Source organism: Streptantibioticus ferralitis (assembly GCF_029223525.1).
GTDB lineage: Bacteria > Actinomycetota > Actinomycetes > Streptomycetales > Streptomycetaceae > Streptantibioticus_A > Streptantibioticus_A ferralitis.
Map to the genome: position 1 here is coordinate 1 of NZ_JARHTQ010000018.1, position 13,493 is coordinate 13,493.

Here is a 13,493-nt window from a genome sequence, read left to right on the forward strand (position 1 = left end):
GCCCGCACCACCGCCGCCGACGCCCGCTGATACTCCTGCCAAGCCGCCACCCGCTCGTCCGCCGAGCCAGACGAACCCGACCGCACAACCGCCTCAGTCTGAGCAGGACTCAACTCGACACCCTGAGCCCGATCGTGCACGTCCGCAGCACTCGACCGCTCAGACACCGAGGGCGCCAAGCCGGTCTCCGGCTCCGCATGAGTCACCGCCGAGGCGGACGAGGAAGCCGCCGACCGCTCCTGCGGACTCTGCTCCACCACCTGCTGCTCGCCGGTGGGCGCCTCGTCGTGGTGAACAGCCGTGGTCGCACGGGGCGGAGCCGGCTGCTGGACCGTCGCCTGCCCCTGCTCGGCCGTGGGCCCCTCCACGGGACCGTGCTCGCCCGGCGCGTCGGCGCGAGCGCCCTCGGCGGCGCCGGCCCCGCCGTCCTCGGGGGTGGGCCCATCGGCGGCGTCCGGCGACGGCGGCCGGGAGCGGTCGGACGGCGGCAGGGAGTCCAACGTGCGCTGGAAGGCGTTCTCGTGGTCCTTCTCGTGCTGCAGCCACGCCTCGATGTTGTGCTCGTAGGGCGCGAAGAGGTTGTCGTAGGTCCTGATGGTCTCCTTCCTGAAGTCGTCTCTGGCGTCCTCGGCGAAGCTCTTGTCGAGCGCGTTCTCCTCGCCGGGGTCCTCGCGCATGGGATGGAACGCCTTGGCGCTGCGCTCCAGGGTCTCGTTGAGGCCGAGTTCGTGGTCCATCCGGGCGGTCATCGAGGAGTCGAGCAGAGCACGGCTGGCGTCGTACGCGCGGGGGGGCCGGGTCGCGTCACCGTCCCACCTGGGCTGGCGGAAGGGGCGGAAGTCGGGGTGATTGGAGTGGTCGAACCAGTACTCGTCCACCGCCTTCTCGTGCGCGCGGGTCAACTCCGCGCCGAGGCGGTCGCGAGCCTCCGCGTCCAGCGACCGCAGTCCTGCGGTGTTCTCCTCGTAGGCGTCGAACTCCGCCGGCAGCCGGCGCTGCAGCCTGTTGTTCGCGAACTGCCGGAACTCGGCGTGGCCGATCCGGCTGTCCAGGTTCTCGAAGGTCCGGTCGACGAACTGGTTCCAGCCGTGCTCGAAGTCCCGCAACTGCCGCAGGTTCGCCGTCCGCCCGGGCGTCAGATCATCGCCGAGAGCCGCTTCGTCCCACCCGCGCTGGTGGAACGTGTGCAGGTCGTCCTGGAACTCCTTGCGGAACCTGGCGAGGTTGGCGTCGTCCAGGGCGGTGGCCGGCAGCGCCTCCTCACCGGGCTCATCGGGATTCAGCACGTCGTCGAGGCGCTCGGTGGCCTCGTCGACCGCCCTGGTGGAGTCCGTCAGCCGCGCGATCCGGCGCGGCAGGCCCTCGCCCAGCTCGGTGATCCGGTCGTCGATCATGTTCTGCCGCGCCACCGGGTCGTCGGGGAAATCCTCGTGCGCTCGGTCGACGATCGCGCGGATCCTCGCGAACTGGTCGGCGCGCAGGTGGGACAGGGAAGTCGGCAGGTAGCCGTCGTCGCCGGGGCGGGGCCTGCCGTTGTCGCTGTCGTAGGACGGGTCCTTGTAGTGGTCGGTGACGTAGTCGTCGACGCTGCTGGGGACGTCGTCGGACGAGCGGAGGTAGCGGCCGCCGAACAGGTCCTTGCCGGCCGCCTTGTTGATCGCCTCGTTGAACTGGGTCAGTTCGCGGTTGCGCGAGCCGGCGTTGGCGAAGTAGCGGTCCGCGCTGCCCAGGTGCTGCTCGTAGCTGCTCGCCCACTGGTGCTCGTCGAAGCCCTCGGACCCCCTGGTCTGCCACTGGTTCCTGAAGTCGTCCAGGACCGCACGGTGGAAGTCCTTGACGGCCTGCTGGTGGCCGACGCCGTCCTTGGGCAGCCAGCGGCCGCCGAAAAGGTCGTTGCGCGCGTAGTTCTCGTAGCCGGTCTGGAGTGCCCTTTCTTGCCCCTGGTGCTCCCGCTCGAAACGCAGCATCGCGTCGGTGCGGGCGTTGCGGTCGTCCCAGTACCCGGCCCACCGGTCGACCCGGTCGTTCCAGTCGTCCGGCCGGTTGTAGGGGGTGGCCGTCGCCTCCTGCGGGTCGTGCTGCTCGGCGTCCTGCCGGTCATCCGAACGGTGGTCCGGGTGGCCATCGGGGCCCGTGTGGCCGTGCTGCGGGGACGGCTCCACATCCGCATGCGGGTGTACGGGCCCGGGCGCCGGACTCTCCGTCCGCGGCGGTGTCCCGATCGGGGGCGCCGGGCTTTCCGTCCGTGGTGGCGCGTCGGACGAGGGCGGTCGGCTCTCCCCGGGCTGGCTCGGTTCGGGCGCGCCGTGGGACGCCGTGTCCCCGGCGAGCGACTTCACCTCCTGCCCAGGGGTGACGGTGCCCGACGGCCCCTCCGCCTCTGGGCGCGGCCCGCCCGGGCTCAGCCCGGGCTGCTGCGGACCGACCTGTGGCGCACCGGCTTCCCGCACGATCGGCGGCTCCGTGCCGTACTCCGATTCCGGGCCGACGGCCGAGCGCCGGCCGCCGGGTGGCACGGAGAGCCCTTCGGCATGCGCGGGCCCGTCAGGTCGCCCCGAGAAGCCCCGCGGACCGTCCAGACCCGGCAGTCCGCCGCCGGAGCTGACCTGCGGTCGCGGCGTCTGCTCGTGCGGCCCGAGCCGCTCCAGCCAGGACTCCACCCGGTTCCCGGAGCCCGGTACCTGGCCTAGAGCCTCGGAGGTGAGCCTCGGCGGCGGAGACTCATGCCCCGACGGCGGCGGGGTGCCGTGGGGTGTCTGGACGGGGGTGGCCGGGGGCTGCTGCGCGGGGTGGTCGTCCAGACCGCGCAGCCCGGAGCCCGCCTCAGGCCCGTCCGGTTGCCGCAAGCCGGCCAGCGGTGGCTGCCCGCCGGGCGCGGGGGTGGTCACCTCGGGATGCGCGGACGCGGGGGGCTGCTGCGCGGGACCCTGCGGGCCTTCCAGGTCGCGCAGTCCGCCGTCCGGCGTGACCCGCGGCCCCGGGGTCTGCTCGTGCGACCCGCCGCCCTCCACCGGCATCGACGTGTCCGGCCCGCTCTCCTTCAGCCAGGAACTCACCCGATCCCCGGAGCCGGGAACCTGGTCGAGCGCCTGGGCGGTGAGCTTCGGCAGCGGCGGTCCGGAGACGGGCTCGGTCAGGCCGGACGAGCCCGCGGGCCCCTCGGACGGAGGGGGAGCCTCCACGACAGGAGGAGGCTCACTGGGGTCGATCCCCGAGGCGGCGACACTGCTGCCGCGGACCGGGCCGTCCGGCGCCGAGACCACGCTGGACGTGTCGCTGCTGCCCGTCGGGCCGTCATGACCGTACTCGTCCCTGCCCGCAGGCGGCGCGGCGGAACTCCCTGCGCCGCCGCCCTCGCCGCCGTCGTTCGAGCCGGGCCGGGAATACTCCGGATAGCTGCTCCCGCCCCAGCCGTTGTCACCGCCCGGCTCCGAGACAGCGGAGCTGTCGCCGGACCGCGTGGAGCCGCCGCCGTTTGAGTTTCCGTCACGGAAGCCGCCCAGCAGCGAGGTATACCCGCTGCCGCCGCCGATGCTGGGTGTCCAGTCCGACGAGCCGGCCTCGCTGCCGGGCCGACCGGAGATCTCACTCGCGCCGTCCCCCACGCCGTGCTCGCCGCCGGCGTCCGGACTGCCGTCACCGAAGCCGTTCAGCAGCGGGGTGTGCTCGTTGTCGCTTCCGGTGCTCGGTGCGAAGTCCGCCGAACCGGCCTCACTGCCGGACCAACTGGAAAACTCACTCGCGCCGTCCCCCACCCCACGCCTGCCGCCGGCGTCCGGACCGGTGCCCTCCAGGCTGAGGCCCACGTGATCGCCCGGGATGTGGGTGGCGGCCGGGTCCGGGGCGGGTGTCTCGACGGACAGGTGCGGGACGGCGCCCTTGGGGTCCGGTGGGTCGGGCAAGTCCGGGATCTTGGTGTATTCGCCGCCGCGGTCGCCGCCGCCCTTGCCGCCGTGCATCGAGGGGATGTGGCCGATCGCGCCGCCGGCCATGCCCGCGACGAAGCCGAGCCCCGGGCTGCCGTTCAGGCCGAACGCGGCGTCCGAGGCCGCGGTTCCCGCCGCGCCGCCGATACCGCCCAGGACCATCTTGCCCGCCAGCGTCGAGAGGATCTGCCCACCGACCTTGCCGCCGAACAGGCCCACTCCCCCGAACAGGCCGGCGGTGATGGCCCCGTTGATGGCGCCGGACCCGGCGGCGACGAGGACGTCGCTCCAGTCGAACTGGTGCCGGTGCCCCTTGGCGAACTGGATGCCCTCGGCCGCCGCGGCCATGAGGGCGCCGGCCCCCGCGTTGATCGCGGCGGCCGCGATCAACTGCCGGAGGATCATCATGATGGCGAGCCGGCCCTCGGCGACGATGGCCGACACTGCCTCGGGGGCCCACCAGATGAAGAAGGCGATCTGCGCAGCCATCCACGCCAGGCTCATGAGGATCATGATCTTGGCGTACTCGATCTTGACTGCGAACTCGTCGAGGCTGCTGGCGAGTTGGTCGCACCCCGTCGCCACGTCTTCCAGGTTCTTCTGGAACTTCTGCAGGTACGACTCGAACTTCTCCGCCGTGGCACCCGAGACGCCCGCCTTGACGGCGGCGATGGCCTCGTCGAACCCCTGGGCGATGGAACGCAGTTCCTCGGCGTACGCGTTGTGGATGTCGCGCAGCGCCCACAGCTTGTCCTCGTCGGCCGGCGGCCAGTCGCCGCCCGCCAGGTCGGCGACCCATTTGAGTTCGGGCGGGAGCATGATGCTCATGCGCGGCACCCGTCCGGCGAGGTGTACCGCGGACAGGCTCCCGCCAGGCGGCGCGCGTCCCGCGCGACCGGGAAGGGAGCGCGCCGCGGCCTGGTCAGAGCAGGTCTCCGGTCGTCGGAACGGTCGAGACGGTGGAGGTGGCGGTGAACACGGTGGGCGCCGCAGGGCCGTCAGGCTCGGAAGAGGCGGCCACCCCGGGGTCAGCCGGGGCCGGTGCGGGCAGCAGGTCGTCCAGGGCACCGAGCCAGCCGCCCTCGCCGTCCTCGTCGCCGGCGGCCCCGACCGCCTCGCGCAGCACTTCGAGCTCCACCGTCATGCTCACCGCGCCGCTGGGGTTGAGATAGATCAGGTGACCCTCGGGAAGCCGGTCGAGAAGTTCGGGGACCTTCAGTGCCACGAAGGACAGCCGACCCGCGGCGTGCAGGTGTTCCGGCGCGGTGAAGACCGGTACGACGGGGGTCTCGTCATCCGGCGCCACGGCGGACATCAGCGCGCCGCCCTGCGCCACGAACACCGCGACCTCCGCCTCCGCCAGGGCGCGGGTGATGTCCTCGGCCGGGCCGTAGCCGGTCGCCGCGAGTTGCACCGCCGCGTCCACCGGGTCGGTCGGGTCGGGCCAGTCCAGCGCCCTGGGCGAGGGGCGGTAGTCCTCGTTGTCCCGCCACTCGACGATCTCGCCCTCAAGGTCCGAGCGCCACTGGCCGACCATCGCCCACTCCGGTGGGTTGCCCTCCCCCGACCAGGTGGGGTCGATCATGCCGAACCAGTGGTCGGGAGCGAGCCGAGCGGCCTCACGGACGTGATCAGGAACCGGTGGCATCTCGCTGCCGGTCTCCTCGTCCTGCCCGCCGGACCGGGGTGCGTCCGCCGCGGCGTCCTCGGAGACCGGCGTCTGGGGGACTACCGGCCCGTCCTGCTCCACGGCCGCCGCGCTCTCGGATGTGCTGCCCATCTGTCACCCGCCGTTGGTCGGCTCGAATGTCAACTTCCGCCCGGTGGCCGCCGCTTGCTGCTCCAGCGCGGTCAGCGTCGCCACCAGATCGCGGAGTTGCTTCGCCGCGTCGTCCAGCGCCGTGCCACCCTCCTCCCCGGCATCCACCGCGTCGGAGTGCGGCTTCTTGTACTGGGCGAAGAACTTCTTCCCATCATCGTTGTCGCCCCACGCCTGCCCCTGCGCATTGCTGTCGCTCCAGAACCGCTCCCCAGCCGTCGTCAGCCGGGCGGCCAAGCCCTCCAGGGCGTCGGCGCCCTGCTGGAGCCTGTCGGTGTCGACCTGCACCTGGCCGTTCGCCGAGGACTGCTGATCGCTACTCACGTCCCCGCCCCTCCGCCATGCCCAGGCCGTGCTCGACGTATGCCCTTACGGCGTCGGGCAGTTCCACCTCTTCTGGCAGCAGCGCGCGCAGGTCGATGTCTCCCTGTGCCAGGGCGGCCGGCGACAGTCCGCCGGGCAGCGGCCCGAGTGCCGTCTCCATCACCTTCTCCAACGCCTGCGCACGGGCCTGCTGGAGGGTGGAGACGATCAGCTTCGACAGTTCCTTCGGCGCCATGGTGCGGTAGGCGTTGGTGGGGAACTCCAGTGCCGTCACCTGTCCCTGCGCTCCGACGGTGACCTTCACCGCGCGCCGGGGCGCGGTCACCGTGGCCTCGACCTCGTTGATGCGGCGGCGGGTGTCCACCGCCTGCTCCCGGGCGTCGCGATACTGGGCCAGCAGATCCTCGATCTGCTGGTCGTACGGAGACGGCATCCCTGTCCTCCTGAGCGCTGTGTTCCCTCACCGGCCGGGCGTCACGAGTCAATCCCACCGGGCGGCCGGGGCCTACCGGATACGGCGGTCGTTGACCGCACATACAGCTGGCTCTGCCCTCTTGCGCAGCCGGGCGGAGCCGCGGCGGTCCTCTGTCAGCCGAAGGTGCCCGTGCCAGGTGCGCCGGCTCCCCAGATCTCCTCGCTCTGCCGCAACAGGTCGGCAACGCTGCTGGTGTCCTCCCCGTCACCGTCCTTGCTCTTGCCCTTGACCTTGCCGCCGATCCGGCCCTTGCCCGCGGCGGGGGCCTCGGGCTCCTCGGACGATTGCGCGGCGGGCGGCTGGTCGGGCTCGTCGAAGGCGCAGGTGAACTCCATCCGCCGGATGCCGCCGGGCCCTGGTGCCTTCGGCCGCCACGCGGGCCGTACGGGCTCGTCGAGACCCTGCGCCTGGTCGGTGGGGGTCGTCTGGCCGATCATGAAGGCGGCCCCGGCCAGACCGGTCACGGTGGCCGCCGCCTCGTCCATCCGAAGGTCGGCCTCCGCCCCGGGCCCGGCGGCCGCCCCGGCGGGATGCCCGAGCAGATGCAGGAGCGAGGTGTCCGGCGCGTCCCAGGAGGAGGCATCGTCGGCGGCAGGTCCTTCGGAGGCCGTCACGGGGACGGCGGGATCGGCAGCGGGGGCCGTACCGCTGGGTGCCTGGGCCGCCGGTTCGCGCGCGGGCTCGTGCACCGGTTGAGGGGCCGGCGCCTGGGCGGAGGCGTGGACCGGCTGCCGGGCCGGGCCGGTTACGGGCTGCCGGGCCGGGCCGGTGACGGGCTGCGCGTTCGCCTGTTGGCTGCCTGGCACCTGGACGGTCCCGCCGGTCCCGCCGTCCGGGAGGGCGACGGCCTCGGCCTCGTACGGCTGCCCGGCGGAGGGCTCCCGCACGGCTTCCGGCGCCACCTCGTACGTCCCCGGGGCCGGTGCTTCGAGGCGCTCGGGAGCCGTCGCCGCGTGCGCGGGCGGGGTCGCTTCGTGGACGGTGGTGCCGGGAACCTCCGTGGCCTGCGCGGGCTGCTCTGACGGCTCGTGAGGCTCGGACCGGCCGGGGTCGGCGGCGGGTTCGGCCGGCAGACCGCTCCCGGTGCTCTCCCACGGCGCCTCCTGCCACGCCTCGGCCCGCTCGGAGTGACGGCCGCGGGGCTCCCCTGCACCGCCCTCGCCGCCCCACGCCCCCGCGGCGCCCCATGCCCCCGCGGCGAGGAACGGCAGCCCCTCCAGCAGTCCGGCTTCGGCCTGCTCGGCGGGGGGCACAGCGGACGGACCAGTGGACGCGCCGGGGGACGAAGTCGCGGACGGCGAGCCGAAGTTGCCCTCGTCCCCCGTGCTCCGCGAGGTGACCTGGCCGTTCCCGCCGGGCAGCCGCAGCTGTCCCGTACCGGGCGGCGTCCCCTGTGCGGAGCCCACGTCCGCGCCGTTCTCCACCGGTGTGACCGACCACGGCTCTCTGCCGCCGTCCAGCAGCCCGGACGCGTCCGAGGAGGAGCGCTCTCCGTCGTTGTTCGCGCCGCCGGCGCCCATGCCGCCCATCGGCATCATGGGCATCATCGGCATACCGGAACCGCTCTGCCCCGAGTCCGGCGTGGCCTGTCCGCCCGAGGAGACGTCGTTCCCCGCCAGATCCAGACCAGGGCCGCCCTGCGCCGCGCCGCCCGAGGCGTCACCCGACGCACCCAGCGACGGAGACCCCTGCCACGGCGCCACATCTCCTTGCAACAGACCCGACGCATCCGACGGCCCCGTATGCGAACCACCCGCCCCCGCACCCGAACCCGAACCCATACCGCCCATCGGCATCATCGGCATACCGGAGCCCATGCCCCCCGCCGAACCAGCAGCCCCGCCACCCGAACCTGCCAGCCCGGAATCCAGGGAGGTGTTCGGATACCCGGACAGGTCCAGCCCCGGGCCGCCCGACGTCGCGCCGCCCGGGACGTCACCCGACGCACCCAGCGACGGCGACCCCTTCCACGGCGTCACATCCCCATGCAACAGACCCGACGCATCCGACGGCCCCGTATGCGAACCACCCGCCCCCGCACCCGAACCCGAACCCATACCGCCCATCGGCATCATCGGCATACCGGAGCCCATGCCCCCCGCCGAACCAGCAGCCCCGCCACCCGAACCTGCCAGCCCGGAATCCAGGGAGGTGTTCGGATACCCGGACGGATTCTGGAGGCCGCCGAGGTCCGGCGCGGAGATCCCGGAGGTGTCCACGCCGGGCAGATTGGACCCGAGAGCTCCGTGATCGCTCAGCGATCCGGCGCTGGTGCCCGGACCACCGACGTCCAGGCCGCCGGGGTACCGCAGGGGGTTCGTCCCGGGGGACTTGGAGTCGCCGCCGGAGTTGGCCCCCGAACCACCGAGTCCGAGGCCGCCGGGATACCGCAGCGGGCTCGTCCCGGGGGACTTGGAGTCGCCGCCGGAGTTGGCCCCCGAACCACCGAGTCCGAGGCCGCCCGGGTACGGGGCCACGTTCCCGATGTCGCCGGCGGAAGCACCCGAACCGCCAGGGTTCAGAGCTGCGTCCATGGTCGGGTCGAGTGTGCCGTTGGTCGGCAGGTTCGAGCCGCCGCCCAGGGACGTGCCCCCGGGGTACGCGTTGGGGTTCGGAATCCGGAGTGGCGGCGGAATCGCGCCGGAGTCCGGGCCGAGGCTGCCGCCGCCCGGGAGGTTCGATCCATATGGGCTGGTGGTGACGTCGGCGGGCCCGGAGCCGGAGTCCGGTAGATGCCCACCCGAACCAGGGCCAGTACCACCCGGATACGGAGAGGGCGCGCCCCCGCCAGACCCAGGACCGAAGTCCGGCAAATGCCCACCCGAACCAGGACCGGTACCCGGATACGGGGAGGGCGCGCCCGAGCCGGCCCCGGGGCCGAAGTCCGGCAAATGCCCACCCGAACCAGGGCCAGTACCACCCGGATACGGAGAGGGCGCGCCCCCGCCAGACCCAGGACCGAAGTCCGGCAAATGCCCACCCGAACCAGGGCCCGTACCACCCGAAGAGGGAGGGGGCGCCCCGGCGCCGGGCCCGGGACCGAAGTCCGGCAGATTGGTGTTGGGGCCAGGGGTGCCGGGGCCGTGCGGGTGTGGGGCGGGGCCGAGGTGGGGGTAGGGGGGTGGCGCACCGGCCCCGGGCCCGGGGCCGGGGCCGGCGGCCGGGTTGTGGGGTGGGGTCGGTTGGGCGACGGAGTCCGTCGTGATCCGGTAGTGGCTCGCCAGGGTGGCGAGCACCTGCCGCATGTCGTTCTCCATCATGTTCTTGAGCTGCGGCTGCTGGCTGATCGCGACATTACCGTTCGGCATCACCAGGCTGGGGTCCATCTTCACGGCCTGATCCGCGTAGTAACTGTCGATGTCTTTCAGCTTGGCGATGGCCTCGCGCAGGTGCTGGGCGTTGTTCGCCAACTGCTGCGGGACGTTGTTGTCACCGGTGATGCCCCCGGACAGAGTGCTGGCCATCCCCGACACCTGCTTGTTCAGCGTCTGCATAGCGCCGTTCAGGCTGCGGGCCGCCGGTCCCTGCCACGGGCCGTGCTCACCGGTCAGAGCCTCGACCTGTTGGCCGATGCTCTTGTGGGACGCCTCGATCACTCGCTGCGTGTACCAGAAGGCGTCCGCGGCGTCCTGGATGGTGCTCGGATCGGAAATCAGCTGCGCGGACGGGTCGTTCTCCGGGTGGTCGGGGTCCTCACCGGTGATATACCGCATGACGTCTTTCCAGGGCAGCTGGCTGTAATCACCGCTCGCGCCAGAACCCGTGTCGCCACTGCCGCCGCTGTCCTTGCCCCCGCTGCCACTGCTGCTGCTGCCGCTGCTGCCGCTGTCCTTGCCCCCGCTGCCGCTGCCGCTGTCAGCCATGCTCTCCGCGCTCCCATCCGCCCGATGCCCGTGCTATCGGAAATGACCGCCTAGAACCCCGGCAGTGTCGCCGGCTCCTGCTCCGATTGACTCGGCTCCACTGGCAGCACCGACGTCGACGGCCCGTCGTCGGTCTGGGGGACGCCGGTTCCCAGGTGCTGGATGGGAGTTACCGGCTGCTGCGCACTGCCCGAACCAAGCGGCTGGACCGTGTTGTCCGGCTGCGGCGAGTGGCCGCCCCCCGAGACCATGTCACTGTGCACATTTGACAGCACCCCAGGGCCAGCCGAATAAAGCCTCCACACGGTCGCCGGGCGCAACTGCTCCATACCGTCCGGCTGGGAGGGACCGTCGCTCCGCAAGTGCAACTCGTGCAGACCACCCGACTGCGACGAACCGTCACCCGTCCAGGACGCCTGATGAACCCCGACGTCCGGATGATGCCAAATCATCGGACCGGGGCCGTGGCGGCGGGGGTCTACAGGCGGCCCGGAGTACTGCTCCCCCGACCCGCCGTACTGATCTCCCGACCCAGACCACTCGGACTGACCCTCCGGCGACCCGTACTGCCCCGATGACCCGTACTGATCCCCGGACGACCCGTACTGCCCCGACGACCCGTACTGATCCCCGGACGACCCGTACTGACCAGAGGACCCGTACTGACCCCCCGACGAACCGTACTGACCCCCCGACGAACCGTACTGACCCCCGGACGAACCGTACTGACCCCCCGACGAACCGTACTGACCCGACGACCCGTACTGACCCGACGACCCGTACTGCCCAGACGAACCCGACGACCCGCCCGACGGATTCGCCGGGTTGGTGGGCGGCGTGGAGTAGGTCACGCTGTCGACGTTGACCTGGTAGTGCGCCGCAAGGGAGACGAGCACCTGCCGCATGTCGTTGTCCAACATCGCCTTGATCTGATCGTTGCCGCTGACCCTGACCCGGTTGTCGTCCATCGCGAGGCTCGGGTCAACCCGCAGGGCCTCCTTGGCGTAATAGGCGTCGATGTCCTGGAGCTTCGCGATCGCCTCGCGCAGGTGCTCCGCGTTGTCCGCCAACTGCTGTGGGACGTTGGCGTCACCGGAGACGCCCCCGGACAGCGTGTCGGCCATGGCCTTGGTCTGCTTGGAGAGCGTCTGCATTGCTCCGTGGAGGCTCCGGGCCGCTTCTCCCTGCCACGACCCATTCGAACCGGCCAGGGCGTCAGCCTGGTTGGTGATGGCTTCGGCGGCCTTCTGCAGCACCTGGTCGGAGTACCAGAAGGCGTCCGCGGCGTCCTGGAGGGTCTTGGGGTCGGAGATCGTATTGCCGTTCTGGCCGGGGTCATCCGGGTTTGCACCGGTGATGGCCATCATGACCTGCTTCCACTTCCACTGGGAGTAGTCGCCCTTTGCACCGCTCGCTCCCCCATCACCGCTGGAACTACCCGAACTGCCCGAACCTTTGCTATCCGAGCCACTACTACTGGAACTGCCGGAATTACTGGAACTACCCGAACCGCCGGAACCACCGGAACTCCCGGAATCACCGGAACCGCTGGAATCACCCGAACCACCGGAACTGCTGGAACCGCTAGAACCACCGGAACCGCCCGAACCACCGGAATCACCCGAACTGCCTGAACCGCCCGAACCGTTACCTGTCGCAGTGTTCGCCGTACCCGGGTTCGCAACGCCGCTGTAGTAGCCCGTACTCGCGTCGTAGCCGCCGGTGCCAGAAACGCCTTGGTCCGCGTTGCCATCGCCGCCCGGAGCGTATGGGTGCTCCCACTCGGGGCGACGGAAGCCACCATCCGCTTCGGAATGGGGGTAGTTACCTTCCGGAATCCAGCCGTCCCCGGTACGTGCGGGGCCAGTACCATCACTGGCCGGAACGTGCCACTCGGGGCGAGTGAAGCCACCATCCGCCATGGAGTGCCAGCCGCGGGGGTAGGGGTGTTTGTGCCACTCGGGGCGAGTGAAGCCACCATCCGCCATGGAGTGGGGGTAGTTACCTTCCCGAAGCCAGCCGTCCCCGGTATGTGCGGGGGCAATACCATCTGCCGCGTTCGTATCGCCTGTGTTCAGGTTTCCCGTGTCCAGATTCACCGGGCCCTGGGCGCCCGCCTCCACGCGCCCCATGGCGCCTCCGACGACGCCGTTCGTCTCGCTGTCCGCCATGTCTGTGTGCTTCCCTCCGCCGCATGCCCGGGAGGCGCACCGCCCACCTCCCTGGACGCTGCGCCGCCATCACTTGTGTCGAGCCCCGTACACCGCCGGTGGGGCCTGCCTTGTTCTCTCTGCACCGTTCTGTGCCGGACAGCGCTCTGCCTGGATGATCCGTCTGGCCCGGTGACGGGTCACCGGGCCAGACGGACACGGACGTGCTACGCCGTAGAGCCCGAAGACGAACCCGAGTTGGAGCCCGAAGACGAACCCGAGTTCGAACCCGAGTTGGAGCCCGAAGACGAGCCCGAGTGCGAACCCGAACCCCCGGCCGTCTGCTGGAGTTTCCCGATGTCGCCCTGGGCCTGCTGGAGGAGCTGGTGCAGGTCGGCGCCCGCCTTCTGGTTGATCTCTTCGATCGACGAGTACTTGTTGGCGAGCGTCCTGATCCCCTCGGCCGTGTCCATCAGCGCGGTCCGCAGAGCGGTCAACGACGCCACGTAGTTGTGCTGCAGGCCCCCGTCCCCGTGGCTCCCGGAAACCTTCCGCGCAAGGTTCTGCGCCTCCACGAACTCCTTACCGCCGGCCCGGACGGGCTGGAGTTGGTCCAGCTTCTTCCTGGCGCCGCCCAGCGCGTCGGCGATGGTGTCCAGGTTGTCGGAGAAGGTCTTGAGTGCCGATGTGTCGACAGACAGCGGCGCACCGCCGTCGGCCGAGGCGGGAATCCTCGGCATGGCGGGGGTCGGCTGGCCCGGGTTGATGTGGCCCGGGTTGCTGTCGGTGTAGAGGCCGCCCTGGTACGGCTGTGGTCCATCACTACCGGAACCAGACGTACCGCCGCTGGAATCAGACGGATTGAAGTCCTGGTTGCCGAATTCCCCAGCCACGATCGGTCACCTCCTCGCACCGCATGTGCTCGTCGCCACCGGC

7 protein-coding genes are annotated in these 13,493 nt (G+C 71.3%); all 7 read right to left on the reverse strand.

Annotated elements, in window-relative coordinates; all coding sequences use genetic code 11:
- Nucleotides 1–4,754: WXG100 family type VII secretion target (locus P2L57_RS24500; RefSeq protein WP_443732078.1), on the reverse strand; the 4,754-nt coding region annotated here is incomplete at its 3' end.
- A 94-nt stretch (nt 4,755–4,848) separates the two neighbouring features.
- Entirely contained in the window at nt 4,849–5,706 is an 858-nt protein-coding gene (locus P2L57_RS24505; RefSeq protein WP_275818134.1) for a type VII secretion system-associated protein, read from the reverse strand.
- 3 nt (nt 5,707–5,709) lie between these two features.
- Nucleotides 5,710–6,069, reverse strand: a complete 360-nt coding sequence (locus tag P2L57_RS24510) for a hypothetical protein (protein ID WP_275818136.1) — start codon at nt 6,067–6,069, stop codon at nt 5,710–5,712.
- The gene (locus tag P2L57_RS24515; RefSeq protein WP_275818138.1) at nt 6,062–6,502 is read right to left on the reverse strand and encodes a YbaB/EbfC family nucleoid-associated protein; all 441 of its coding nucleotides are present in this window, start codon (nt 6,500–6,502) and stop codon (nt 6,062–6,064) included. Before P2L57_RS24515 ends, P2L57_RS24510 begins: the two co-directional genes overlap by 8 nt.
- Nucleotides 6,503–6,657: 155 nt before the next feature.
- Nucleotides 6,658–10,407, reverse strand: a complete 3,750-nt coding sequence (locus tag P2L57_RS24520; RefSeq protein WP_275818140.1) for a hypothetical protein — start codon at nt 10,405–10,407, stop codon at nt 6,658–6,660.
- Between the two features lie 50 nt (nt 10,408–10,457).
- Complete coding sequence (locus tag P2L57_RS24525; RefSeq protein WP_275818142.1) at nt 10,458–12,578, reverse strand: WXG100 family type VII secretion target; 2,121 nt, start codon at nt 12,576–12,578, stop codon at nt 10,458–10,460.
- A gap of 206 nt (nt 12,579–12,784) precedes the next feature.
- The gene (locus P2L57_RS24530; protein WP_275818144.1) at nt 12,785–13,450 is read right to left on the reverse strand and encodes a hypothetical protein; all 666 of its coding nucleotides are present in this window, start codon (nt 13,448–13,450) and stop codon (nt 12,785–12,787) included.
- Nucleotides 13,451–13,493 lie beyond the last annotated feature (43 nt).

Excerpts from the sequence above, each read along its gene's own strand:
- P2L57_RS24505 (WP_275818134.1), bottom strand. The coding sequence starts at position 5,706 with ATGGGCAGCACATCCGAGAGCGCGGCGGCCGTGGAGCAGGACGGGCCG.
- P2L57_RS24515 (WP_275818138.1), bottom strand. The coding sequence starts at position 6,502 with ATGCCGTCTCCGTACGACCAGCAGATCGAGGATCTGCTGGCCCAGTAT.
- P2L57_RS24520 (WP_275818140.1), bottom strand. The coding sequence starts at position 10,407 with ATGGCTGACAGCGGCAGCGGCAGCGGGGGCAAGGACAGCGGCAGCAGC.
- P2L57_RS24525 (WP_275818142.1), bottom strand. The coding sequence starts at position 12,578 with ATGGCGGACAGCGAGACGAACGGCGTCGTCGGAGGCGCCATGGGGCGC.